We start from the raw sequence: 26301 nt of genomic DNA on the forward strand, positions 1-26301 counted from the left end.
CAAATTATAACTTGTCGGTGAGCAACTACGGAGTATGGACCTGTCGGGAACAGTCGTTCCCATGGCTACGCCTATCGACGGAACTGGCCAGGGTATCGACGAAAACACCCTCGCGGACTTTACGCGCACACTGATCGACGGCGGGGTCGACGGCCTCTTTCCGGGAAGCTCTATCGGCGAGTTCTCGAGCCTGAGCGCCGCTGATCACGAAGCGGTCGTCCGAACCGTAACCGCGTCAGCGGACGGCGATACGACCGTCCTCGCCGGCTGTTGCGGGACGAGCGTCGCCGACGTCCGAACGAAACTCGAGACGGCAGCCGACGCCGGCGCCGACGCGGCAGTCGTCGTTTCGCCGTACTACCTGAACACGACCCAGCGCGGTCTCGCGCGATTTTTTACGATGATCGCCGACGAGAGCCCGCTCCCGCTGTTGCTCTACAACATCCCCGGTCTCACCGGCAACGAGATCGCGGTGGACACCGTTGCCGCGCTGGCCGAACACGACGCCATCGCTGGCCTGAAAGACACGTCGGGAGACCTCATCTACCAGCACCGGGTAATCGAAGCGACGCCGGAGTCGTTCGCGGTCTTCAACGGAATGACAGCCACCGCCGCCCCCTCGCTCGACGTCGGAATCGACGGGCTCATCGCTGGGCCGGCGAACGTGTTTCCGGAGGCCCTCGCCGAACTGTACGCGGCCCACGACCGAGGTGACGACCGGACGGTCACTCGCCTCACTCGAGACCTCGTCATGCCGCTGGTCAGCGCTTACCAGGACCTCCCGACGGCGGCGGCAATCAAGTATCTCGTGCAACTCGAGGGGCTAGACCTCGGCGAACCGCTACCGCCGCTCGCGCCCCTCTCGAGCGAACAGCGAGGACGGCTCGAAGCGTGTCACCGGGACATCGTGGAGACGCTCGATGTCAGCGTGGTCAAGTAACGCTGCGTTCGTAGCGGGTCGGTTCCGATTACTGCGATAGCGCACCTCGACTTACGCGTACCGACGGATGACGTGGCCGACTGACGAATAGATGAAGGGTGCCGGTTCGAGATTCGTTCGATCCCGTCTCGAAATCAAGAGCAGCACTCGAGACGCGAACGATTCCGTAAAAAGAGGAATTCGCCCAGAGCCCGGCGGTCAGGCCTTCCCGACGCCGGCGGTCATTCCCTCGACGATCTTCTTCTGGAAGACGAGCATGAACACCATGAGCGGCACGAGCGACATGAACACCGCCGCCGTGATGGTTCCCCACGGGGAGTTGAACTGGCCGCCGAAGAGCGCGATTCCGACCGTGATCGTCCGCTTCGAGTCCTCGGTCATGAACGTCAGGGCGAACAGGAACTCGTTCCAGGCGTAGATGAACACGATGATCGCCGTCGTCGCCATGGCGGGCATCGATACCGGGAGGATGATCCGGAACAGCACGCCGACGCGCGAGAGCCCGTCCATGAGGCCGGCTTCCTCGAGCGAGGCCGGGAGTTCGTTGAAATACGCCTGGAAGATCCACACCGCGAACGGCATCTGGAAGGCCGCGTAGGGGAGGATCAGGCCCAGGTACTGGTTGAGTCCGAAGAACGGCCCGAACGCTGTCCCCTGGAGGTCGATCGCCAGCTTGTACAGCGGGATGAGTCTGGAGACGAACGGCAGGAGCACCGCGAAGAGGATGATCAACAGCACCTGGAGCTTGTAGGGGAACCGGAGCCGCGAGAGCGCGTACCCGGCCATCGCACCGAGGACGACGTCGATGAACGCCGTCGCCGAGGCGACGATGGCGCTGTTGATCAGGTACCGACCGACGGGACGCTCTTGCAGGGCCGTTCGATAGTTCTCGAGGGTGAGGGGGAACTGCTGGACGAGGGTCGGTTGGCCGTCCTGAATCGCGATGGTGTAGGGGAGAAACTCCTGGGGAAAGACGAACAGCTCCGACGGCGGCTTCAGGGAACTGAGCAGGATCCAGAATACCGGGAACATCGAGATCGACACCATGGCCAGGATGGAGCCGTAGAATCCCAGCCGCTTCCCGACGTCCCAGAGAGCGACGTCCTCGAGGCTCGTCTCGCGAGCGGAATCGATGAGACTCATCTCACCGCACCTCCGGTTCGTAGAGGGTGGCGACGTAGATCAGCGCGATCACCAGCGCGATCATCGTGATCACCGTCGCGGCTGCAGAGCCCAGCGCGAATCCGCCGTTGGTCGGTCCGGGATTGTTGTACGCGGCCTGCTGGGTGTAGAGGACGAGCGTCGTCGTCGCCTCCCCCGGACCACCGCCGGTCAGGCCGTACGGAAGCCCGAACGCCTGGAACGCGGGCAGCGTCCGGAAGATCAGTGCGACCAGGATGGTGGGTTTGAGCAACGGGAGCGTGATGTCCCGAAATTGACGCCACCTCGAGGCGCCGTCCATCCGCGCGGATTCGTAGAGGTGGTCGGGGATGCTCGAGAGGCCGGCGAGCATGATGAGCGCCATGAAGGACGTTGTCTTCCAGATCGTGATGCTCGTCATGGCGTACAGCGCGGCGTCCGGTTTCGAGAGGAACGGGTACGGCGCGCTGAGTATCCCCACCCGGACGAGAATGTCGCTGATGACGCCGTAATTGGGGTTCAACAGCCACGCCCAGATCTTCGCGTTGATGACCGTCGGGAGCGCCCAGGGAAAGAGGATCGCGGCCTGTGCGAAGTACTTGCCCTTGAAATCCGCCTTGAGGAGCAGGGCCAACCCGAGGCCGAAGACCAGTTCGATCGGGACGCTCACGAACGTGTAAAAGAGGCTCACGCCTAAGGCGTTCCAGAAACTCCCGTCTGAGAAGAGTCTCTGATAGTTTTCGATGCCGACGAACTCGGTCGGCTTGGTCGGCAGTTGAATGACGTACCCCGTGTGCAAGCTCGCCCAGACCGTGTCCACGATCGGGTAAAACGAGACGGCGAGCAAGAAGAGCATCACCGGCGTCAACAGCGCGACCGCGAGCTCCTCTTCGGTGATTCTGAGCTCGCGGTAGCGCTCGAGGCGCCCGCGTACTCCCTCCTCACCGAGCCGGGTCATATTCTGTTCTCCGGTGGTCGAGTCTGCCATTGCCTTTGGTTGTGGCTTCATGAGCCATAAATGTGTCTAATGATACCATGAGGCACGCAAAAACCGGACTCTAGACTAACCGGGCGGTTACGAGCGTGTCGTGAAAGGACGACGGTTCGGAAGCCGTGGTGTCGGTGAGTTCTCAGGCGTCGTTGATGTCGCTGTCGATCTGGTCCTGGGCGTCGTCGAGCGCCTGCTGCGGGGATTTCTGTTCCGTGAGCGCGTTGTTACACTCGGTGTAGACGATGTTCGACCACTGTGAGTAGTTCGGAATCGCCGGTCGGGCGCTCGTCTGGTCGAGAATTTCGCTGAACCGGTCGAGGAACGCGGGCTTGTCGGCGTCGCTGTCTTCCCAGTAGCCGTCCTCGTAGAGTTCCTGGCGAACCGGAAGCCGACTTCGTTCGGCGGCCAGTTGCTCCTGGGCTTCGGGCGAGCCGACGTAGTTCGCCAACTCCTGCGCTGCGGCCGCGTTCTCGGAGAAGCTGTTGATGAACAGACTCCAGCCGCCGATACAGGAATTCGCTGCGTCCTCGTTGCCCTCGGCTTTCGGCATCGTCGTCACGGCGAAGTTGTCAGTGACTGGCGTGTCGTCCTGGAAGCGTGCGTACGCGTACGGCCAGTTTCGCATGAAGATCGTGTTGCCCTGCTGGAACGTCTGACGGTTGCCGTCGGTCCCACTCGAGGGGATCGATTCGGGCGTAATCTCGTACTCGTAGATGAGGTCGACGGCGTGCTGGAGGGCCTCGACGCCCTCGTCTGAGTTGACGACGAGGGTCCCGTCGTCTTCCTGAACCGAGCCGCCCATGCCCCAGAGCCAGTTGAGCCACATGATCGTCAGGCCCTCGTTGGCACCACCCTGCCAGATGTAGCCGTTGAGGTCCTCGTCGGACTGATCCATGATGTCCTGGGCCATGTCGACGAGTTCCATGTACGTCGACGGCGGTTCGTCGTATCCGGCCTCCTCGAGGAGATCGGTTCGATAGTAGAGCCCGTTCGCGTCCGTGAACATGGGCATCCCGTACAGCGAGTCGTCGATCGTAACCGTCTCCACGGCGGTCGGGATCATTTCGTCGGTGAGTCCGTCCGGGTCGTCGACTTCCGCGGCCCAGCCGGCGTCGACGAACTCCGCCGGCCAGACGACGTCCATCATGCCGACGTCGAACTCCGAGGACTGGGCGGAGAACTGGTTGACGTAGTACTCGCGAGTCGAACTCGATTCGGCGGGCGTCGACTGGACCTCGAGCGTCGCGTCGGCCTGGTTATCGTAGGCCTCCTTGAAGTCGTTCGCGGACGGTTCGAACGAGGAGATGTGAACGAAGTTTATCGATCCGCCTCCGTTCCCATCTCCGTTTCCGCCGCCACCTCCGAGACAACCAGCCACGAGCGCGCTACCACCTGCAGCAGCCCCTTTGATAATCTGACGCCGTCTGATAGCACTGTCTTCCCATGCCATGTTAACGACATACAGTCATGTAAACTATATACTTTTTCATTAACGACTTGATACGAGTGAGGCGTCCTCACAGGAGCGTCACGACGGCGAGATACACGAGCACCGTAACCGTAACGAACTGTGCGAGGACGACCGCGACCGGTCGGAGCCCGGTCGTTCGGAACTGGCGCGGGTTCAGGTCGATCCCGAGGCCGACGAATGCGAGCGTGAACAACCAGTCGCTGGCGAGCGAGATGGATGCACGAGCGGACTCGTCCAGTACGTCCAGGTTCGCCAGCAGCGCGACGAGAACGAACCCGACGAGGAACTTCGGAAACCGGGACCACACTTGCGAGACGTTCGTTCGTTCAGCGTCGGTGACGTGATAGACGGTGTACGCGACCGCCAGTACGCCGATGAACGTATTCCGGATCAGTTTCGTGACCGTCGCCCACTGCCCGGCGGTCTCGGACATCGAGAAGCCGACGGCCGCGGCCGGTCCGGTACTGAAGAGACTCAACCCCGCCCACACGCCGAAGAGACGATCCGGGACGCCCAGCAGGGAGCCGGCGATCGGGAACGCGACGAGCGTGACCGCGTCGAAGAGGAGGATCGTTCCGGCGGCGTACGTGATCGCACTCTCGTCGCTGTCGATGCTGCTCCCGACGGCCACGACCGCCGAGACACCACAGACGCTCCCGCCGGCCGCCAGCAGCGGGCGCAACTCCCGTCCGATACCGAGCAGGCGGCCGATTACTTCCGTGAACCCGACGCCAACTGCGATGACCGCGACGGCAAGAACGACGATGACTGGCCCGGTTGCGACCAGCTGATCGACGGCGAGACTCGCCCCGAGCAACACGATTCCGGTCTCCAGCAGCAGCTTGTACCGCCTGACCCCGGGTTCGGCCCACGACGGCACGCCGACGAAAACCGCCACGAGGACGCCGAGAACGATGGCGACGACGAGCGGATTGACCACAGTCGCGTCACCGACGACTCTGGCGAGGATACCGAGAACTGCCAAAACGACGAGTCCCGGAAGAACGCGATTCCCGACGGGCGACATCAGGGCAGACCCACTGCAAAAACGAGCGAGATTCCGAGTCCGATTATCGTCGCCTGCCATCCCCGATCACCGGGGACGAACTGTCGAAAAAGTCGACAGATATCCCCGGTGGTACGAGCTATCGGCAATTTACTCATGCACTGGCTGACCTTGTGCTCAGCGGACACATAAATCTACCCTCTCGAGACGACGGATCGAGGGATCACTGGTGGCGAAAACCGGACGACTACGGGTGGCTCTGATGCGAGAGTGCCGGCGAAAAGCCGCGTATCAGATTACGGTTCCGTCTCGGAAGGAACAGGAGTGCGAAAGCGCTCGAGTCGAGTCGGAAAGCGAGGGAGACTCAGACGATCAGTTCTGACCCGTCGGCCAGGTACTCCCGACAGAGGTCGCGGTTCAACCGAACGCCCAGGCCGGGGCCTTCGGGGAGGTCGATGTAGCCGTCCTCGAGAATCGGACCGCTCCCCTCGACGCGTTCGACCATATCGTTCCACCAGGGGACGTCGCGAGAGTGGTACTCCATCATCAGAAAGTTCGGAATGGACGCCGATGCGTGCGCCCCGGCGACGGTCCCGAGTGGGCTCGAGATGTTGTGGGAGGCCACGGGAACGCCGTAGAGGTCACAGATCATGGCGATCTTTCGGTACTCCCCGAGGCCGCCACACTTGTTCACGTCCGGGGCAGCGATGTCGAAAACTCCGTCCCGGGCGGCCTTGTTGAACTGATGAGGCTTCACGAGATTCTCGCCGGTGAGTACGGGCAGATCCAGCGCCCGCGTGACCCGCTTCTGGGCCTCGAACTTCTCCGGCGGCACCGGGTCCTCGAGGAAGGCCAGGTCGAACCGCTCGAGTTTCTTGCCCAGGCGGATCGCCGTCTCGACGGTGAAGTTCCAGTGGAGGTCCATCCCGAGGTCGATGTCGTAGCCGATTTCGTCGCGAACCGCCTCGACGAGTCGCACCTTGTGCTCGATGGCCGCGTTGTCCATTCGGCGGTTCGCCTCGTCGTAGGCGGCGTGCGTCGGCACGTCGAGGTCGAGTTTCAGCGCGTCGAAGCCCTCGTCGACGACCTCGCGAGCCGCTCGGGCATACGATTCCGGCGTGTAGACGTCCGTCGGATCGTAGGCGACGGCTTCACCGAGGGACTCGCCACCGTGAGTGTCGCAGTAAATCTTGATCTCGTCGCGGTACTTCCCGCCGAGCAGTTCGTACACCGGAACGTCGAGCACCTTTCCTTTGATGTCGTAGCAGGCGGTTTCAATTGCGGTGAACGCCGCCTGGCCAATGCGGCCGGTCGCCGTGTATCGCTGTTCGAGGAGTTCGACGATCCGATCGGTGTCGAGCGGATTCTCGCCCTCGAGGTCGATCGACATTCGCCCGGCCATATCCAGCGCGGCCTCCGCCCGGAACGTCTCGCCGAGCCCGTAGACCCCCGAATCGGTCTCGACTTTGACGATCCCCCAGGTGAAGTTCCCGGCGATGGCCATCGTCTTCACGTCTGTAATCTCGATGTCTCGATCTGCGGGCCGGTGTGACTCCTCCATGCCCATATCCCGCCAGGGGACGCCGCCGCCCTGCGGGATACGGTAGTCTGGTTCGTCCTCGTTCATCGTCTAACCGATGTTCGAAGCCTCGAATAAACCTTGTGGTGTGTACGGTACGTGTGAGTCTCGAGCGGACTACGGTCTCGAGCGGTCGATCGACGACGGAGAGATAGTCGGTGTCGGCCTACCGATGCCCCATCGAATCCAGCACGGCGACCGGCGACGACGGCGGTTCCAGTGCGCCCGTCACCGTCACGGTCTCGCGGAGTCGGATATCGGCCGACGATCGGCCGACTTGCACCTCGAACGATCCCGGTTCGACGACCCACTCGGCGTCCCGATCGAGAAGCGCGAGCGCGTCCGTCGAGAGCGAAAACGAGACCCGTCGACGCTCGCCTGGCGGGAGCGAGAGGCGCCGGAAACCGCGAAGTTCCCGAACCGGGCGCGTCACGCTGGCCTCGCGGTCGCGCACGTAGAGTTGCACCACCTCGACGCCTGGACGGTCGGCTGCGTTCGTCACGTCCAGGGAGAGATCGATCGCCCCGCCAATCGGTACCGTCGTCGACGCGACATCGAAGTTCGCGTACTCGAAGGTCGCGTAACTCTCCCCGTGGCCGAACGGGTACCACGGATCTGCAGGTTCGTCGACGTAATCTTGTTCCGCCGAGAGGGCCGTCCGGCGGTAGTGAACCGGGAGCTGTCCGGCCGATCGCGGGATCGACACGGGGAGGCGCCCGGTCGCGTCGACGTCGCCGAACAGCACGTCCGCGATCGCGAGACCGCCGGCCTGGCCGGGAAGCCACGCCTCGAGAATGGCCGCGGGGGTGTCGAGAGAAGCCAGCGAGAGGGGACGTCCGTTGACGAGCACGACGACGAGCGGCGTCCCGGTTGCGGCGACCGCTTCGAGTAACGCCTGCTGCCGCCCGGGCAACGATAGCGACGTCCGGTCGAGGCCTTCTCCCGCGGTGCCGGTCGCGTCCCGCTCCACGTCGATACCGGATCGGCCCCCGACGCAGGCCAGGACGACGTCGGCATCCCTGGCGGCGGCCGTCGCAGCATCGAAGTCGCCCGACTCGCCGTCGGTCGCATCGTCCTCGGCGCGAACCTCACACCCGCGCTCGTACCGAACGGATCGCGTTTGCAGGCGATCACGAATGGCCTCGAGCGGCGTGACCACGTCGAGGCCGCTCTCGTCAGATTCTGCAGCCGCATAGGTGTAGTTGCCGAGCAGGTGTCGGGGACTGTCAGCGTTCGGCCCGACGACTGCGACGGTCGCGTCCGTCGAGAGCGGCAGGACGCCGTTGTTCTCGAGCAAGACGAGCGTCTCTCGAGCGGCTCGTCGAGCAAGGCGACGATGCTCCTCGCTGTCGAAGACCTCGCCGACGCAATCCGGGTCGGGGGTCGCCGACTCGAAGAGGCCGAGTCGAGACTTCTGCTCCAGGTGGCGACGGGCGGCTCGGTCGACGAGTGCCTCGCGGATCTCCCCGTCGCGAACCGCCTCGAGAAGGGCGGAACCGTAGCACTCGCGCTCGGGTAGTTCGACGTCGATACCGGCGCGTAGCGCGATCCGCCCAGCTGCCGCGCGGTCGGGGACGACGTGATGATCGTCACAGAGCAGTTCGATCCCGCGGCCGTCGGAGACGACCGTTCCATCGAACCCCCACTCGTCCCGGAGGACGCCCGTGAGGAGTCGTTCGTCGGCGTGACAGGGGACGCCCTCGACGGCGTGGTAGGCCGCCATGATCGATTCGACGTCACCCCGTTCGACAGCGGCGCGGAACGGCCGGAGATCGTTCGCCTCGAGCGTTCGAAAGGATCTGGTAGCCGGCGCGCGGTTTTGGCCGCCTTCGGGGCGGCCGTGGCCGGCGAAGTGCTTGGCGGTTGCGAGGACCGAGCCGTGGTTCCCACCCTGGAACCCCTCGATGGCGGCGAGTCCCAGCCGACCCACGAGCGCGGGATCCTCGCCGAATGTCTCCTCGATGCGGCCCCACCGGGGATCCAGCCCCAGGTCGAGAACCGGCGCGAGCGTTGCCCGACAACCGACGGCGCGAAGTTGGCTCGACATCCCGTCAGCTACGCGTTCGAGGAGTTCGGGATTCCAGGTGCTGGCCATCCCGATGCTCTGCGGAAACGCGGTTCCCCGTCGCCCGGCGTACCCACAGAGTGCCTCCTCGCGGAATATAGCGGGGATTCCGGGTCGCGTCTCGGCCTCGAGAAACGACTGTACGTCTCGGACCACGCGAGCGAGAGCCGCGGGCTCGAGGCGGCTCTCTCGGCCGACGCGCGTAACGCGACCGATACCGTGGGGTATCGTTTCGAGCGCACGGTCGCGGGAGAACGACCCGTCCTCGAGGAGCGTTCCGATTCGCACCGTGCCGAGTTGAGCCACCTTCTCCTCGAGGGAGAGCGTCTCGAGCAGCGCGGCGACCTGCTCCGTGTTGGTCTCTTGCATGGAACGTCGATGGAGTGCGCTTCGCGGAACGGGCGTAAATAGTTCCGGGCGAGAGGCCTGTCGAATGGGGGTCGGACCGCGGCGATCCGTCGGGGTTCGACGAGGTACATTTATTAGCCAGAGCCACACCACTCCAGGTATCGATGCAACGAGAGCGACTGACGGTTTCGGCGGTCGAGTCGTACGATCTCGAGGACGACACAGTTCGGTTCGAGTGCGCGGTCGACGGTCCCCCGGACGCCACCGAGCGGACCTGGCCCGTGACGCTTCGGTTCTACGACGATCGGACGTTCCGGTTCGAACTCGAGACGGTCCCCGAGGTCCGTGCCGAACGCACGTACCCGGAGTACGACGAGTCGGCACTGGAGACGTCGGTTGACATCGAGGCGACGGAACGGGACGGATCCCTGTACCTCGAGACCGACGTTCTCACCGTCGTCGTCGGCCTCGACGAGTGGAGCTTCCGGGTCGACAACGAGGACGGTACGGTCTTCGAAGAACAGCGCGAGGATCTCGACGTCTTCGGCGAGGACCGTGTCGCCCCCCTCGGCGGCGTCCAGGAGAAGATCAACCACAACCCCCGTCGAATGGCCGAAACGGGAACCGGGTTCCGCCTGCGCCCCGACGAGAAGTTCTACGGCGTCGGCGAGCAGTTCGTCGAGTTCGACCGCCGCGGCCGAACGATCGAAGCCTGGCACGAGGAACCGCTCGGAACCGAGACCCAGCGCGCGTACAAGAACATCCCGTTTCACATCTCGACCGACGGCTACGGCTTCCTCGTCGATACGACCGCTAGGGTCACTTACGACTTCGGCGCTGAATCGACCGCCAGCGGGACGGTCGCCGTCGACGACGACCAGTTCGCGTTCGTCTTCTTCTACGGTCCGTCGCTGAAGGACATCGTCCGTCAGTACACCGCCTTCACCGGCCGGCCCGAACGGCCACCGAAGTGGAGTTTCGGGACGTGGATGTCCCGCCTCGGCTACGAATCGCGGGCCGAACTCGAGGCGGTCGCCGACCGGCTCCGCGAGGAGGAGATTCCCTGCGACGTCCTCCACCTGGACCCGTTCTGGATGCCGCCCGGCGAGTCCTGCACGCTCGAGTGGGACACCGATCAGTTCCCCGACCCGGAAGGGATGATGGCGGAACTGCGCGAGCGGAACTTCCGGCTCTCCCTCTGGGAACACCCCCACGTCCCAGTGGGGACGGACGCGTTCCTCGAGGGGGCGCGGAACGGCTACTTCGTCACCGACGGCTCCGGCAAACCGTACGTGATGGATCACACCTGCCAGGGGGATTATCGCGGGTCGCTGGTCGACTTCACCAACCCCGACGCCGTCAAGTGGTGGAAGGACAAACACCGACGGCTGCTCGAGATGGGTGTCGCCGTGTTCAAGACGGACTACGGCGAGTACGTCCCCGAAGACGCCGTCTTCGCCAACGGGAAGAGCGGTCGGCTGATGCACAACCTCTATCCCTACCTCTACAATCGCGCGGTGTACGAGACGGTCGGCGAGGTCAACGGCGACGAGGAGGCCCTCGTCTGGGGGCGAGCGGCCTGGACGGGGAGCCAGAAATTCCCGATGCACTGGGGCGGCGACCCCCAGACGTCCTGGAACGGGATGGCCGCGGCGCTTCGAGGTGGGTTGTCGGCCTCCCTCTCGGGAATCGCGTTCTGGAGCCACGACATCGGCGGCTTCCGCGGAACCCCGAGCGACGACCTGTACGTCCGGTGGGCCCAGTTCGGACTGCTCTCGAGCAACAGCCGGTGTCACGGCACGACGCCGCGCGAACCCTGGGCCTTCGGCGAGGAGGCGCTGGACATATTCCGGACATACGCCCGACTCCGGTACCGGCTGCTCCCGTACCTCTACACCTACGCCGAAATCGCCGCCCGGACGGGGCTGCCGGAGGTTCGTCCGCTGGTGCTCGAGTACCAGGACGACCCGCGAACGCATCGGCTGGATACGGAGTACCTCGTCGGCGAGGACCTGCTCGTCGCGCCGGTCTTCGAACCCGAGACGACCCGTGACGTCTACCTTCCGCGGGGCGAGTGGCGCCACCTCTGGGACGGCGAACGCTACGAGGGCGAACAAACCGTCGCCATCGACGCGCCGCTCGAGATCATGCCGGTCTTCGTTCGTGCAGGAAGCGTCCTCCCGCAACGAGAGCCGACGCAGTTCGTCGAACCGGGAACGCCGGACGAACTTACCCTCCGGGTTACCCTCGAGGACGGCGCGGCGAGTGGGCGGTACTACGACGAGAGCGCGGACGAACTCGTGACGATTTCGGGCGAGATCCGCGACGGGTCCCTGTACCTCGAGGTGCCGCCACTCTCGACCGACCGACTGGCGATTGAGGTCGTCGATGCGCCCACAGTTTCGGACGTCGTCGTCGACGGGGAATCGCTCTCTCGTACCGATGGCGATCCGGATCCAGGCGAGTGGACGGACGCGGGCGTATCGCTGAACGCCGTGTTGTGAGGGCGAACGACGGCGGTCGGCGTCACGGCCGTCACCCCTCCACCGAGGAAAGAAGTTTAATACCATGCCCAGAAACTCTATAGTCACGACTGAGGATCATGGGCAAACTCGAATTACGCGACCTGACGAAGGTGTTCGACGGAGGCGGTAACGGTATCGTCGCCGTCGACGAATTGAACGTCACGATCGAAGACGGCGACTTTCTGGTCCTCGTGGGACCCTCCGGCTGTGGGAAGTCGACGACGCTCCGATGCATCGCCGGCCTGGAGCGGGCGACCAGCGGGGAAATACGGCTCGACGGACGAAACATCACCGACGCCAAACCGAAGGATCGGGACATGGCGATGGTGTTCCAGAACTACGCGCTGTATCCTCACATGACAGTCCGGAAAAACATCGGGTACGGACTGAAGATCACGACGGACCTCTCGAGCGACGAAATCGACGAACGCGTGGAATCGACGGCCGAACTCCTCGAGATCAGCGACCTCCTCAATCAGAAGCCGAAGGAACTCTCTGGCGGCCAGCAACAGCGCGTGGCGCTGGGACGGGCCATTATTCGCGAGCCCGAAGTCTTCCTGATGGACGAGCCGCTGTCGAACCTGGACGCCAAGCTTCGAACGCAGATGCGGACGGAGATCCAGCAACTCCAGCAGAACATGGACGTCACCACGATCTACGTCACGCACGACCAGACCGAGGCGATGACCATGGGCGACAAGATCGCCATCCTCAACGACGGCCAACTGCAACAGATCGGTACACCGCTTGTGTGTTACCACAAGCCCGACAACCAGTTCGTCGCCGGGTTCATCGGCTCGCCATCGATGAACTTCCTCGACGTAACCCGCGACGGGGACCGATTGCTCAACGACGTGTTCGAGTACGAACTGTCCGAGGAGACGGTATCGATGCTCGAGGGAACGACGGATCAGATGACCCTCGGCATTCGACCCGAGCACATCGAACTGACCGATGGAAGCGAACCGAACGCGATCATGACGCAGGTGGACGTCGTCGAACCGATGGGGGAAGTAACCTACGCCTACATCGAAATCGGGGACCAGATTTACACGCTCAGCGTCGATGGCGAGACGCGTATCGACGCGGGAGACGACATCGCCGTGGTGTTTCCGGAAGAGAAGATCCACCTCTTCGACGACAGATCGGGGGCAGCGATCAAGAATAGTACGACGACGGACCACGTCGAACCGACCCAGCGACTCTAGCGTTCGTTTGGCCCTTGCAAACAGTTAAGGTGGTTCTCCAGCGTATGGTTAGCTATGAGCGAGCAATCGACGCCAACGGAAGGGGGCCGCCGGATACAGGCGGTGGAAACCACGTGCGAACTGCTTGATACGCTTCGTGAACGAGGCAGTTCAGGCGTCTCCGAACTCGCTCGAGAGACCGGCTACTCCAAGGCAACCGTTCACTCCCATCTGGCGACGCTCCTTGACAATGAGTTCGTGGTCAAACGTGGGAACGGCTACGAGATCAGCCTCAAATTCGTCGATTTCGGCGAGTTCGCGAAGAATGGCGTTGCGATTCACGAGATCGCCAAACAGGAGGTCGACAAACTGGCCGAACAGACCGGCGAAGTCGCGCAATTCATGGTCGAAGAACACGGCCGCGGTGTCTATCTCCACAAGGCCCGCGGGGCGAACGCCATTCGGACCGCCTCCTACACCGGGGAGCGAAAGGACCTCCACTGCACCGCACTGGGGAAGGCGATCCTCACCCAACTTCCGCGAGAACGCGTCGAGGAGATCATCGAGGAGCACGGTTTGCCCGCACACACCGAGAACACGGTTTCGACGCGGGAAGAACTGTTCGACGAACTCGAGACGATCCGTCAGGAGAACGTGGCCTACGACGACGAGGAGGTCCTCTCCGGTCTTCGGTGTGTTGCGGCGCCGATCGTGTACAAGAACGGAGACATACAGGGTGCGATCAGCATTTCGGGGCCGACCAGCCGGTTCAAACGCGATCGCTTTCGCGAGGAGTTACCGGAAATCGTCCGAAGTGCGGCGAACGTAATCGAAGTGAACTCGACGCAGGTGTGAGTTCGCCCCTCGCAAACGGCCCCTCGTATCGTCAACTCACCTCAAGTGCTAGTCATCTCAAATAAGACGCCTTTCACCGCCATTCTGGGTCGGCATTGAAGAATTGTTGAAAGTTGTACACGGTTCAATTCGTTTGCAGTGACCGAACAGGTTTCTGGAACGAGCAAACAGATAGGTGTCTGACTCTTAGTGTTACACACATAGGCCCGTAATTCTGGTGTCGCGTTATCGTGCCGCTTCGTCGAAACCCGGTCCATACCGACGGAAACGACCGCTTTCGGGAGTGCAACCCAGGTAGTGACGTTCCGCTACGGACGCGTTCAGCTTCGCGTTCACGGCCAGATATACAGATAGTTTTCGAGGACTTCACATCAATATTCGTTCTGGTAGTGATTCGGTTCTATCGAGAATTGGAGATCCAATTCTCTCGAGACTCTAACTGCGTCGTGGGCGGAGCGTACGCAATCGTACACGGATCTCGTTCCTTATGTTTTTGATCACAGTGTTGAAGGTATCATAGCCCGGTGTTGGCTACAGAGTCTAATAGCGGACAGTTCGTAGCGTACAGTTCCCGAAAGATATTCAAAGCTAGATAGATAGTGTCACTTCACATCGAGAGCTTACTCGAGCCCGGTACTGACTGTCCATTCGACCAGCAGAGACGAGCGCCAACCGACGGGCGGACAATGGTGGCTGGTCACGCCTGAAATCGAGCGAGTTCTCGAAATGCGAACAATAACCGGGCTACTTTGCGCGGAGGCGTTACACGAATAAGCCCGTAATGGATGGAAACTCACTCACAGGGTTTCGCTGGCGGTGGACATGTTGATGCTCGCTTCGGTCACGTTCGCGCTCTCCATGACCATACGTGGCAGTTCGTCGTGATAGTACTCGTCGTTGAGTCGGCTGGTCGGACCAGACACGCTAATCGCTCCGAGCACCTCGCCGTTCGCGCTTCGAATTGGAGCGCCGACAGCACGAATTCCCTTGATCTCTTCCTCGTCGTTGACCGCGTATCCGCGTTCGCGTATCGACTCGAGCTCCGCGAGCAACGCGTCCAGGTCGGTGATGGTGTGCTCCGTCTTCCGGACGAGCCCATAACTGTCGACGATCGATCGAACCCGGGTCTCGAGGAGGTGTGCGAGAACGGCCTTCCCGGTTGACGTGAAGTGGAGGTAATCCGGTTTCTGCTCTTTCGCGGTGTGGTAGTCGTCGCCGACGGCGTTCTCCCCCGGAACTTTGTAGATATTCCGCTCGAGGCCGTGTTGTTCGCACATCAGGTGGGCGTACTCGCCGCTTCGCTCGGCGAGGCGGTCGACCGTCGACTTGCCGTGCTCGAAGAGGACGTGCCGGTGGCGAACCGACTTTCCGAGGTAGAGAAACTCGAGGCTGAGGTGGTAGGTGTCGCCGCGTTTGACCACCAGCCGTTTCTCGCGGAGCGTGTTGAGGTAGGAGTGGGCCGAACTCTTCGAGAGATCGAGCGCCATCGCCAGTTCGGTCACGCCGACGCCGTCGCGTTTCTCGAGCGTTTCGATCACGTCACAGGCTCGAGCGACCGTTTCGAGGGTCCGGGCGGAACCGGTTTCGTGGTCGTTCATACGTGCCATTCGTGAGCGTTACCCATAGTTGTTCGCATTTGGCGAACGCCTGGCACTGGTAGCCGGTAGCACCCTCTCCCTGGAAAATACCCAGGTACGGATGCTCGCGATAACGCTCCCAGCAATCGAGCGAACGCCGGCGTTCTCATTTCGAAGGGAGCAACAATCGATGTCGACCCGACGATATCGATGGTTCAGCTGGCGACGTTGGCAACGACTCAGTCCACCACATACTGCTCGAGGAAGCGCGTGTAGAGTCGTCTGGACTCCTGTGCCTTCGTGTACTGGTCGGGCGTGACCGAACGCGAGAATTGCTGGCGACACCGGTCCGAGGCCAGCCGGTCGCGGAGAATAGTCTCGACCATAGACTGGTCGAATTCGGGGTGGAATTGTATGCCAAAAGCGGGCGCCCTGGTCGATTCGAACGCCTGTACGCCAGTTCGATTCGTCGCGAGGACTCGCGCGTCCAGGAGCGGTTCCCGAACGTGGTCGCGGTGCCAGCAAAACGACGTGATGGTGTGGTCGAAACCGGCGAACAGGTCGTGGTTCGACCCCGCCGTGGTCAGGTCGATGTCCTCGAAACCGGCCGAACGCTCCGGGAGCGTCTCGATCGTGCCGCCGAGCACCGACGCAAGGACCTGGTGGCCGAAGCACACGCCTAGGATCGGAATCGCTTCAGCGATGGCGGCGCGGATCGCGTCCTCGAGGTGGACGAGGAACGGGGGACGTCGGTTGATGCGTGCGTGAGAGCCAGTGATAATCACCGCATCGGCGGTCACAATCGGGTGCAACCGATCGCGTCGGGGGTCAAGGACGCGAAACTCGACGTCCGGGAATCGATCGGTAACGATGCGCTGGATCGCCGTTCCGTAGTCGAAACGGTTCGGGGGTTGAATGCACGCGAGTCTCATGGTGGGGCGTTCGGGGTCGTCTCGAGATCAGCCCGCGGCCGCCGGTGACGGTCCACTCTCACGGATGGACGCCGACTGGGTTTGGATTCACGGCTCGACCGACGGCCGGGGCCTCGAGCGTACGCAACGTTCTAACGGAACGTCGCATAACTGTTCGGGTGTCGTCGAATCGTTCGGATCGGAACCAAGGTGCTGTCAAACGCAAACACTTAACACAGCAGGCTTCGCATCGGTCAGGTGTACATGATGGTCTCCGAGGAGAGGCTTCGGGCCGACATCGAAGCGAACGCGCGGTTCGGCGCGTTAGCGGACGTCGACGGCCGCGGGCGAACGGTACTGACGGGAACGGAGGCGAACGAACTGGCGCGCGATCAATTCGTCGACCGGCTCGAGGACGCGGGTCTCGAGGTGCGAATCGACGCCGTCGGCAACGTCGTCGGCCGGTGGGACCCGCCCGAAGCCGATTCGACAGCGCCCCCCGTCGCGTCGGGGAGCCATCTGGACTCGGTGCCGGTCGGCGGCATCTTCGACGGACCGCTCGGCGTCTACGCGGCGCTCGAGGCCGTCCGGGCGATCCAGGAGTCCGATCGATCACTCGGCCGGCCGATCGACGTGGTGAGCTTTACGGAGGAAGAAGGCCAGCGATTCGGCAACGGATTGCTCGGTTCGTCGGTCGCCACGGGTCGGACGACCGTCGACGAGGCGCTTGCCACGGAGGACGACTCGGGAACGGTTCTCGAGGACGCTCTCGAGCACATCGGCTATCGCGGTTCGGGACGCCTCGACGCCGCCGCGTGGGATGCCTGGCTCGAACTGCACGTCGAACAGGGGACGAAACTCGAGCGAGCGGGGGCGTCGGCGGGCGTCGTCACGTCGATCACGGGGATCACCCACTGTTACGTCGACGTCGCCGGCGAAGCCGACCACGCGGGATCGACGCCGATGGGCGACCGAAGCGACGCCCTCGCCGCCGCGAGCGAGATTGTCCTCGACGTCGAGGACGCGGCCAACCGAATCGTCGTCGACGACTCGCCGTCCGCGGTCGCCACTGTCGGAAAGGCGTCGGTCTCGCCGAACGCGACGAACGTCATTCCGGGGTCAGTCCGGCTGGGGGTCGACGTCCGGGACGTCGAACCCGAATCGATGGAGGCACTCGTCGAGGCGCTCGAGGAGAGCGCGCGTCGGGTCGAGGCCGAGCGCGACGTCGACGTAACGGTGACCCGGCCGTACGACATCCCGCCAGAGCCGATGGCTCCTCGGTGTCGTGACGCGATGCTCGAGGCGGGAACGGCGACCGGCGTCGAGACCGTCCGGATGCACTCCGGCGCGGCCCACGACACGATGAACGTGGCGCGGGTAACCGACGCAGGACTACTGTTCGCCCCGTCTCGAGGTGGGCTCTCCCACAACCCCCAGGAGTGGACCGACTGGACGGATTGTGCCAGAGCGACGGCCGTCCTCGCCGAGACGATCGCTCGTCTGGCTGACGCGTGAAATCGCTCGTTTAGCCGACGCGTGGAGGTGCAAGTGTGAATTAGTGGCCGAGCGAATCCACGTCTCGAGTGGCCGAGACGCCCTTCTATGGGGTTTGAACGCGGAAATGCGTACATTTATATGTGATGACTATGGTACTCATAAACAGGCATGGCAAGTCATAACAGTAGCCCGGAGACTGCCGATTCGTCGACGGGCCCGAGCCGTCGACTCTTCGTGAAGGCGGCCGCCGCAGGGGTGCCGATCGCGTTCGCCGGGTGCCTCGGTGGCGGTGGCGATGGGAATGGAAACGGAAACGGCATCGGCAACGGGAACGGCAATCAGACAGGACCCGACGCCGAGGAGGGCGACCCGGTCGAGGGCGGGGAACTCCTCTGGGGTGGCAGCGTTCCCGTCCAGAGTCTCGATCCACACTTCGAGAGCGCAGCGGCGAGCGCACGCGTCCTCGAGAACATCACGCAGGGGCTGGTGCGAGTGAACTGGGACTACGAACTCGAGCCGCTGCTGGCCGAGGACTGGGAGAGTTCGGACGACAACCTCGAGTTGACGTTCACTATCCGCCAGGGGGTCCAGTTCCACGACGGCACCGAGCTGACCGCCGACGACGTGCTCGCCTCCTTTACCCGAATCGAGGAGAACGAGGGACTGGCCGCCGATTATATGGCGCTGGTCGACTCGATGGAGGCGCCGGACGACCAAACGTTCGTCATGCAGCTCAGCGAGCCGTTCGCGCCGATGCTCTCGCGGATGGCGACCTCGCACATGCACATCCTCACGGCCGAGCAGGCCGAGCAGGATACGGTCAACGAGCCGGTCGGGACCGGCCCGTTCCAGTTCGAGAGCATGGAGCTCGACTCCGAGTTCGTGATGACGAAGTTCGACGACTACTGGGACGACGAACTCCCCTACCTCGACAGGGTCACCAAATCCGAGATTTCGGACAACGACAACCGCCTCAACACGTTCGAGGCCGGCGAAGTCGACTTCATCAACGACGTCCCGCCGCGACACGCCGAGTCCCTCGAAGGCGACTCGAGCATCGACTTCATCAGCCGGTTCCCGAAGTCGCTCGTCTACCTGGGGGTCAACTGCACGGAGGAGCCGTTCGACAGCCGAGACGCTCGACTGGCCCTCGAGTACGCCATCGACAAGAACGAGGTTATGGAGGCGGCGCTGTACGGCCAGGGCCAGGTCGCAGCCAGTCCCGCCGCGCCGGGGAGCGAGTGGGAGCACCCGGATCTGGAGCCCCGGCCGCAGGACTACGAACTCGCCCAGGAGCACCTCGACGCTGCCGGGTACTCGGACGGGTTCGAGGCGACGTTCCAGATCCCGGAGCAGTACAACGACCAGGTGACTGCCGCGCAGGTCATCGAATCCCAGGCGGCAGAGGTTGGGATTAACCTCAACATTCAGCTCATCACCTGGAGCAACTGGCTCAGCGACGTCTACACCGACCGGAACTTCCAGGCGACGACGAGTTCGTACCTGGCGCTGTGGTTCCCGGACGCCGGCTTCCACCGACCGCTCCACTCCGAGGGGGCGTTCTTCTTCACCGGCTGGGAGGACGAGGAGTACGACAGCCTCATCGACGAGGCACGCCAACTCTACGAAATCGAAGAGCGCGCGCCGCTGTACCACGAGGCCGCCGAGATTCTGCAAGAGCGCCGGTCGGGTCACATACTGCTGTACTGGATGCCGACGCTGATGGCCCGTCAACCCAACTACAAGGGCGAGGTCATGTCGCCCGACGGATCGACTTTCAGATTCGAAAACACCTGGATGGAGTAATCCGTGAGTTCACGTGCGTACTGCTACCACACCCACGCGACACAGACCACTTGCATAGATGGCGTTCGTTAGCTACCTGGCAAAGCGCCTCGGGTTCATGGCGATCACGCTGTTCCTCGTGTCGCTCATCACCTTCGGGCTCACGAACATCCTGCCCGGGAACGTGGCGCTGTTGATCCTCGGCCCGAACGCGAACGACGCATCGATCGCCCAGCTCGAGGCACAGCTAGGGCTTGATCAGCCGCTGTATTTGCAGTACGTCGACTGGGTCGTCGGCTTGCTCCAGGGAGACATGGGCACGTCGCTCCGGTACGGGACGCCGGTCGTCGACCTGATCGGCGTCAGGCTCCCGCGGTCGCTGCTGCTCGCCATCTCCGCGACGATCGTTTCGGTGACCCTCTCGATCCCACTTGGCGTCATCGCCGCGGTCAAGAAGAACACCCCGACCGACCTGACGGCGTCGATGCTCGCGTTCGTCGGCCTCTCGCTCCCCATCTTCCTGTGGGGGCTGGTGTTCATCTACGTGTTCGCGCTCACCCTCGGCGGCTTCCCGACTCGCGGCTACGTCTCGCCGATGGACGATCCCGTGGCGGCGGCCCACCACCTCGCACTGCCCGCGAGCGCGATGGGCGTCGCGCTGACGGCCTACATCATGCGCATGACCCGTTCGAGCATGATCGACGAACTGGGTGAGGACTACGTCGAATTCGCCCGGTCGAAGGGGCTCAGCGAGCGGGCGGTCGTGGTTCGCCACGCGCTGAAAAACGCCGCGATTCCCGTCATCACGGTCATCGCGTTCCAGTTCAGTTACGCCTTCGGGGGCGTCGTCGTCCTCGAGCAGGTGTTCTCCTGGCCGGGGATCGGCCAGTTGACGCTGACGGCCATCGAGAACCGCGACATCCCCCTCTTGCAGGGGTGTATCATCGTCATCGCACTGATCTACATGGTCTCGAACTTCCTCGCGGACACGTTCTACGCGTACGTCGATCCGCGAATCCGCTACGGAGGGTCCGAGTAATGTCGACCGAACGCTTCCGGCTGACCGACGAGAAGAAGGCCCACTACGGCCGCTTCGCCCGCCAGTTCCGCCGGAACCAGAAGGCGATGATCGGGTTGCTCATCGTCATCGCCCTCTTCGCGACGGCGATACTCGCACCGTTCGTCGTTCCCCACGATCCGGAGGCGACCAACGTCCAGGACCGCGAAATCGCGCCGTCGCTCGAGCACCCGATGGGAACCGACGACCTCGGTCGCGACATCTTCAGTCGCGTGATGATGGGAGCCCGGATCTCGCTGTACGTCGGGTTCACCTCGATCAGTGCGGCGATGGTCATGGGAACGACCATCGGCGTCGTCGCCGGCTACTACCAGGGGCTTATCGACGAGGGACTCATGCGCGGCATGGACGCGATGATGTCGTTTCCGCCGATCCTGCTGGCGCTGACCATCGTTGCCGTCCTCGAGCCCAGTCTCAACAACGTGATCCTCGCGCTCGCGTTCGTGTACACGCCGTTCATCGCCAGGGTCGCCCGCAGCGCGGCGCTGTCGGTGCGCAACGAATCGTTCGTCGAAGCCGCCGTCGCCCGCGGGGAGAGCGACGGCTACATCATCTTCCGGGAGGTGCTGCCCAACTGCGTCGGACCGTTGCTCGTCCAGGGGTCGATCAACGTCGCGTTCACCATGTTGCTCGAGGCGAGCCTTTCGTTCCTCGGGCTGGGCGTCCAGCCGCCGACCCCCTCATGGGGCCTGATGATCAACCAGGGCTGGGCCTTCATGGGCGACGCGCCGTGGCTCGTGTTCTTCCCGGCGGCCGCCATCGCCGTCGCCGTCATCGGGTTCAACCTGCTGGGTGACGGCCTCCGCGACGTCCTCGATCCCAAGGGGGAGATCATCGAATGACCTCGAGACAGACCACCGACACCACGCCGACGACAGACGCCGACAGTATCGCCAGCGACTCGCTCCTCGCGGTCGAGGACCTCCGCACGCAGTTCCGGACCGAGGACGGAGTCGTTACCGCAGTCGACGACGTCTCGTTCGCCCTCGAGCGCGGCGAGGTGATGGGCATCGTCGGCGAGTCGGGGGCGGGAAAGAGCGTAACCGCGAAGTCGATCATGCGCCTGATCCGCTACCCGGGCGAAATCGTCTCCGGGTCGGTCACCTTCGACGGGACGGACCTCCTCACGCTCACCGAGAAGGAGATGCGGAGCGTCCGCGGGAACAGGATCACGCTGATCCCGCAGGATCCGATGACTTCTCTCAATCCCGTGCTCACCGTGGGTCAGCAGATCGTCGAAACGATCCGGCTCCACCAGGACGTCGGCGAGAGCGAGGCTCGCGAAATCGCCATCGAGGCGATGGAGGAAGTCGAGATTCCGGACCCGGCGTCGCGCATCGACGAGTACCCCCATGAGTTCTCCGGGGGGATGCGCCAGCGGGTGTTGATCGCCATCGGACTGGCCTGCGAGCCGGACCTGATCATCGCCGACGAGCCGACGACGGCGCTCGACGTGACGACCCAGGCGAAGATCCTGGACCTGCTGAACGACCTCCGTGAGGAGCGCGGCGTCTCGATCCTGATGATTACCCACAACCTGGGCGTCGTCGCCCAGACCTGTGACCGCGTCGGCGTCATGTACGCCGGCAACCTCGTCGAGACGGGCCGCGTCGACAACGTCTTCGAACAGCCGAGACACCCCTACACGCGCACGCTCATCGACGCGATTCCGGCGGTCGACTCGGACCGGAACCGGCTCTACGCCCTCGATGGGTCGATGCCGGACCTCAAGACCTTGCCGGACGGGTGTAACTTCGCCGACCGGTGTCCACACGCCGTCGAGGCGTGTCGTTCCGGCGGTGACCCACCTCTCGAGCCGGTCGCGGGTGCCCCGCCAGACGCCCAGGCGGCGTGTATCCGAACCGACGAACTCAACCTCTCGGAGCCGGCCGTCGAGGAGGGCGTCGAACGTCGACACCACGAGACGCGCACGGACGCGGAGCCGTTGCTCGAGGTTCGCGACCTGGAGAAGCACTTCCCGGCGGGTGACGGACTCTTCGGGAATCTCGCACTGGCCCGAACCGAGAGTGGCGGGCTGACGCTCGAGCGCCGGTACGTCGAGGCGGTCGACGGCGTAAGCTTCACGATCGATCGCGGCGAGACGGTCGGTCTGGTCGGCGAGAGTGGCTGTGGGAAGTCGACGGTCGCCCGGACCGTGATGCAGTTGCTCGAGCCCACCGGCGGCGAGGTCTACTTCGATGGCCACCCGTTGCACGAACTCGGAAAGAAGGACATTCGGAGCCTCCGCAAGGAGATGCAGATCATCTTCCAGGACCCCAAGAGCTCGCTCAACCCGCGCAAGACGGTCGCCCAGATCATCGGCCGGGGGATGGCGAAACACGGCATCGCGACGGGAGACGATAAGCGTGCCCGGATCGAGGAGTTGCTCGAGCGCGTCGGGCTCTCGGCGAGCGACGCCGACAAGTATCCGCACCAGTTCTCGGGCGGCCAGCAACAACGGATCGCCATCGCGAACGCGCTCGCGGTCGAACCCGACCTCATCGTCTGTGACGAACCCGTCTCCGCGCTGGACGTGAGCGTCCAGGCACAGATCCTCAACCTGCTCGACGACATCCAGGACGAATTCGGTCTCTCGTACCTGTTCATCTCCCACAACATCAGCGTCGTCCAGCACCTCTGTGATCGCGTTGCGGTGATGTACCTCGGGAAAATCGCCGAGCTAGGTACCGTCGAAGAGGTGTTCAATCCGCCGTATCACCCCTACACGGAGAGTCTGCTGTCGGCGGTTCCGCACGCGAACCCGAACCGGGAGACCGAGCGTATCCTCCTCGAGGGGACGGTCCCGAGCCCGCTCGACCCGCCGACTGGCTGTCCGTTCCACACGCGCTGTCCGAAGAAGATCGGCGACGTGTGCGAGACGGACGAGCCGCATCCCGAGCCGGTCACCGCGGAGAGCGATCACCGGATCGCCTGTCACCTCTCGGTCGAGGAGATGAGCCAGCCGGTACACGGCCGCGCGCCCACCGCGTCGGAGACGGACCGACCGTGACGTTCTCCATCTGCGCGACGGTCGACGGCAGTCACGGCGTCGCAATCGCGACGAAGGCCATCGCCGTCGGATCGACCGCGCCGTTCGTCTGCAGGAAGGGGGCCGTCTGCACGCAGGCGACGACCAGCACGCCTCTCGGAGTGCGAGCGGTCCGGGCCCTCGAGGCAGGAGCGACCGTCGAGGACGCCGTCGAGTCCCAACTCGCGGACGACCCCGACGCCGCCGTTCGGCAGGTTCACGGCGTCGACGCTGGCGGCGACACGGTCGCGGTGACCGGTTCGGAGTGCGTCCCCGTCGCCGGTGACCTCGAGGGGGAGGGGTACACCGTCGCAGGCAACATGCTCGAATCGGCGGACGTACTGGCGGTTATGGCCGATACGTTCGAATCCTCGAGTGGGGAACCCCTGGATCGGCGACTCCTGGACGCTCTTCGGGCAGGCGAGGACGCTGGGGGCGACAAACGCGGCGAGCACGCCCAGAGCGCTGCCCTGCGCGTGTTCGACCCCGACGACCCCCGTCTCGCTCACGACCTCCGGGTCGACGAGCACGACGACGCGGTCGCGGAACTCGAGCGGATTCACGATCTGGCGACGACCGTGGGAAACGAGTGGGAAGAAGCGTATCCTCGAGCGAACGTACAGCGATATCCCAAGCGTAATTCACAGTAGACAATTATACTCTAGAAAAATATATTAACTGTTTTAGATATTCGCGTTGATGATGTTCATGAAACGGCTTATCCCCCGTATTTCCCCGTTACAGGCGATTTTGGTCTTTTCGTTTCGTCCTGTATCCTATTCTTAAATAGTCTCCTATTGTTCACTTATATTGGCTTTAAAACGTCGTATTATGTAATATCCGAGTTTTGGATGAGCTTTGGGAGAAACCTCTAAGAAATTCGCTACTTTAGGTTATCAGTAATTAAAATTTTATGTCTAACAGCCAGACGCATCACCGCCTAGCGGCGCTCAGACAGCCGGAGAAAACGAAGCGAAGCGGATGGGTTCAGAACGTCGCGACGACCTCGTGGATGCACCCGTCGGGCTTGTAGTGGGTGAAGTGATCCGGAACGTAGTCGACGTTGTGATCGGTGTAGTTCCACGGCGGTGTACCATCGATCGTCGTCGCACCGATTGCGGTCCCCATCTCGGCAGTGCCGTAGGCCCAGTCGAGCACGGCGTCGTCGTTCATCCAGAAGTTGTCGAGGCGACCAGTCGCGCTCGCGATCGCGGAACCGTAACTGCCCTCAAGCGAAGGTGCGTCGTCGGCGGCGGCACCACCCAGGAGGGTCACGCTCTCGAGGAGGCCGTTGTAGCCCCACGACGAGAGCGTCGCAACCGCGCTGAGGGCGACTCGAGCGCCGAGGGAGTGCGAACAGAGCCTGAGCGTCACGTCAGGGTTCTGAGCACGATAGTCGACCAGGAAACTCGCGAACTTTGCTCCGTTTCGTTCGGCAATTTCCGTTGCGTTGTACCAGCCGTAGTCGGCGTCCCAGGTGTAGCCGACGACCGGGTGATCGTAGCCCTCGAGGTCGAACGTGTTTGCGGCGGTGCTGGTCGAGCAGACGCCGCCCTCGTGGTCGTTGTTCCAGCCGTGGGCGTGGATCAGGAGTTCTCCGGCCGCCGGTTGGCCGAGTCCAGGGATCGGATCGCCCGCGAGGTCGTAGTTCGTGTCGGTGTTTCCGTCGGTGACGTAGACGCTCCCGTACCAGTTCGTGTCGAAGTGGCCTCGAGTGCTCACGCGCGGGAAGTCCATCGGCGGGTCCTCACAGGAATCGCCTTTCCCCGCCTGGACGGACGACGTCGCCGCGCCAAGCGTGCCAATACCGACGGCAGAGACGCCGAGACCGCGGAGGACAGTTCGTCGCGAAACAGGTCGATCGGTCGTGCCATAATCTCTCGTGTGTCGTGGTGGCATAGGTCGTACTTCAATACACCTAAATATTAATGTTATCGAGAGTGTTCGTGCAGAATAACATTCGGAGCAACGTGCAAGAAGTTTATTCTATTCGCTCGTCTGAATGAGTGTATTTCGGATATGGCCAAAGATATCCGTAGCCCTCTACTCGAGCGACAGTGGTCGCGTTCATCGACAGTCTGTAGCGTGTCCGCACCGATCGGTCGTCGAACCCACGGACTTTATACTACCTGGGTGTGTAGACGGGGGTAGCGAAACCCGCGGGCAAGTGCGTTCGCGCGACGTGGACACGGCCTCGCCGTGTTCGACGTCCGGAATCGATCCCGAACGCATAGCGGGACCCCGACCGACGCGACACCGTGGCGGTCTTTCGTACCCGGGAGTCCGCGGACCGTTTCGATGAGCGCACACACCGCGCT

General features: G+C 63.2%; 19 protein-coding genes. 10 read left to right on the forward strand and 9 right to left on the reverse strand.

Annotation, left to right across the window (positions count from 1 at the left end):
• Window positions 1-34 precede the first annotated feature (34 nt).
• Window positions 35-940: a dihydrodipicolinate synthase family protein gene (locus tag NGM29_RS12795; protein ID WP_256548164.1), complete on the forward strand. Its 906-nt coding sequence runs from the start codon at window positions 35-37 to the stop codon at window positions 938-940.
• A 198-nt stretch (window positions 941-1138) separates the two neighbouring features.
• On the opposite strand, the gene NGM29_RS12800 is transcribed toward NGM29_RS12795, so the two are convergent.
• From NGM29_RS12800 to NGM29_RS12825, 6 genes are all read right to left on the reverse strand, one after another.
• Window positions 1139-2083: a carbohydrate ABC transporter permease gene (locus tag NGM29_RS12800; protein WP_254156660.1), complete on the reverse strand. Its 945-nt coding sequence runs from the start codon at window positions 2081-2083 to the stop codon at window positions 1139-1141.
• A gap of 1 nt (window position 2084) precedes the next feature.
• Window positions 2085-3068 carry a carbohydrate ABC transporter permease gene (locus tag NGM29_RS12805; RefSeq protein WP_254156661.1) on the reverse strand — a complete coding sequence of 328 codons (984 nt, stop codon included), beginning with the start codon at window positions 3066-3068 and terminating at the stop codon, window positions 2085-2087.
• Between the two features lie 142 nt (window positions 3069-3210).
• Complete coding sequence (locus tag NGM29_RS12810) at window positions 3211-4521, reverse strand: ABC transporter substrate-binding protein (protein ID WP_254156662.1); 1311 nt, start codon at window positions 4519-4521, stop codon at window positions 3211-3213.
• A gap of 67 nt (window positions 4522-4588) precedes the next feature.
• Window positions 4589-5569, reverse strand: a complete 981-nt coding sequence (locus NGM29_RS12815; RefSeq protein ID WP_254156663.1) for a YeiH family protein — start codon at window positions 5567-5569, stop codon at window positions 4589-4591.
• 343 nt (window positions 5570-5912) lie between these two features.
• On the reverse strand, window positions 5913-7175 hold the full coding sequence (locus NGM29_RS12820; protein ID WP_254156664.1) for a mandelate racemase/muconate lactonizing enzyme family protein: 1263 nt from the start codon (window positions 7173-7175) through the stop codon (window positions 5913-5915).
• A 118-nt stretch (window positions 7176-7293) separates the two neighbouring features.
• Window positions 7294-9561, reverse strand: coding sequence for a glycoside hydrolase family 3 N-terminal domain-containing protein (locus NGM29_RS12825; RefSeq protein WP_254156665.1), 2268 nt, complete (start codon window positions 9559-9561; stop codon window positions 7294-7296).
• A 143-nt stretch (window positions 9562-9704) separates the two neighbouring features.
• Here NGM29_RS12825 and NGM29_RS12830 point away from each other — a divergent pair, with 143 nt between their 5' ends.
• From NGM29_RS12830 to NGM29_RS12840, 3 genes are all read left to right on the forward strand, one after another.
• Window positions 9705-12044, forward strand: a complete 2340-nt coding sequence (locus NGM29_RS12830) for a glycoside hydrolase family 31 protein (RefSeq protein ID WP_254156666.1) — start codon at window positions 9705-9707, stop codon at window positions 12042-12044.
• Between the two features lie 98 nt (window positions 12045-12142).
• The gene (locus tag NGM29_RS12835) at window positions 12143-13273 is read left to right on the forward strand and encodes an ABC transporter ATP-binding protein (RefSeq protein WP_254156667.1); all 1131 of its coding nucleotides are present in this window, start codon (window positions 12143-12145) and stop codon (window positions 13271-13273) included.
• Between the two features lie 54 nt (window positions 13274-13327).
• Window positions 13328-14107 (forward strand): IclR family transcriptional regulator, encoded by a 780-nt coding sequence (locus tag NGM29_RS12840; RefSeq protein ID WP_254156668.1) that lies wholly within the window; start codon window positions 13328-13330, stop codon window positions 14105-14107.
• Between the two features lie 797 nt (window positions 14108-14904).
• Here NGM29_RS12840 and NGM29_RS12845 read toward each other — a convergent pair.
• The gene (locus NGM29_RS12845) at window positions 14905-15705 is read right to left on the reverse strand and encodes an IclR family transcriptional regulator (protein WP_254156669.1); all 801 of its coding nucleotides are present in this window, start codon (window positions 15703-15705) and stop codon (window positions 14905-14907) included.
• A gap of 218 nt (window positions 15706-15923) precedes the next feature.
• Window positions 15924-16616, reverse strand: a complete 693-nt coding sequence (locus NGM29_RS12850) for a type 1 glutamine amidotransferase (RefSeq protein WP_254156670.1) — start codon at window positions 16614-16616, stop codon at window positions 15924-15926.
• A 243-nt stretch (window positions 16617-16859) separates the two neighbouring features.
• Between NGM29_RS12850 and NGM29_RS12855 the strand changes: the two genes are divergently transcribed.
• The 6 genes from NGM29_RS12855 to NGM29_RS12880 all read left to right on the forward strand — a co-directional run bounded on the left by NGM29_RS12855 (window position 16860) and on the right by NGM29_RS12880 (window position 24633).
• Window positions 16860-18110 (forward strand): Zn-dependent hydrolase, encoded by a 1251-nt coding sequence (locus NGM29_RS12855; RefSeq protein ID WP_254156671.1) that lies wholly within the window; start codon window positions 16860-16862, stop codon window positions 18108-18110.
• A gap of 150 nt (window positions 18111-18260) precedes the next feature.
• Window positions 18261-19898 carry an ABC transporter substrate-binding protein gene (locus NGM29_RS12860; protein WP_254156672.1) on the forward strand — a complete coding sequence of 546 codons (1638 nt, stop codon included), beginning with the start codon at window positions 18261-18263 and terminating at the stop codon, window positions 19896-19898.
• A gap of 58 nt (window positions 19899-19956) precedes the next feature.
• Window positions 19957-20916, forward strand: a complete 960-nt coding sequence (locus NGM29_RS12865; RefSeq protein WP_254156673.1) for an ABC transporter permease — start codon at window positions 19957-19959, stop codon at window positions 20914-20916.
• Complete coding sequence (locus NGM29_RS12870) at window positions 20916-21797, forward strand: ABC transporter permease (protein WP_254156675.1); 882 nt, start codon at window positions 20916-20918, stop codon at window positions 21795-21797. Before NGM29_RS12865 ends, NGM29_RS12870 begins: the two co-directional genes overlap by 1 nt.
• Window positions 21794-23965, forward strand: coding sequence for a dipeptide ABC transporter ATP-binding protein (locus NGM29_RS12875; RefSeq protein ID WP_254156677.1), 2172 nt, complete (start codon window positions 21794-21796; stop codon window positions 23963-23965). The genes NGM29_RS12870 and NGM29_RS12875 overlap by 4 nt, the downstream gene beginning before the upstream one ends.
• The gene (locus NGM29_RS12880; RefSeq protein ID WP_254156679.1) at window positions 23962-24633 is read left to right on the forward strand and encodes a DUF1028 domain-containing protein; all 672 of its coding nucleotides are present in this window, start codon (window positions 23962-23964) and stop codon (window positions 24631-24633) included. Before NGM29_RS12875 ends, NGM29_RS12880 begins: the two co-directional genes overlap by 4 nt.
• Before the next feature lie 337 nt (window positions 24634-24970).
• Here the strand turns inward: NGM29_RS12880 and NGM29_RS12885 are convergent, their stop codons facing one another.
• Complete coding sequence (locus NGM29_RS12885; RefSeq protein ID WP_254156681.1) at window positions 24971-25882, reverse strand: DUF726 domain-containing protein; 912 nt, start codon at window positions 25880-25882, stop codon at window positions 24971-24973.
• Window positions 25883-26301 lie beyond the last annotated feature (419 nt).

The sequence above is a fragment of the Natronosalvus rutilus genome (genome assembly GCF_024204665.1).
GTDB classification, from domain to species: Archaea; Halobacteriota; Halobacteria; order Halobacteriales; family Natrialbaceae; genus Natronosalvus; species Natronosalvus rutilus.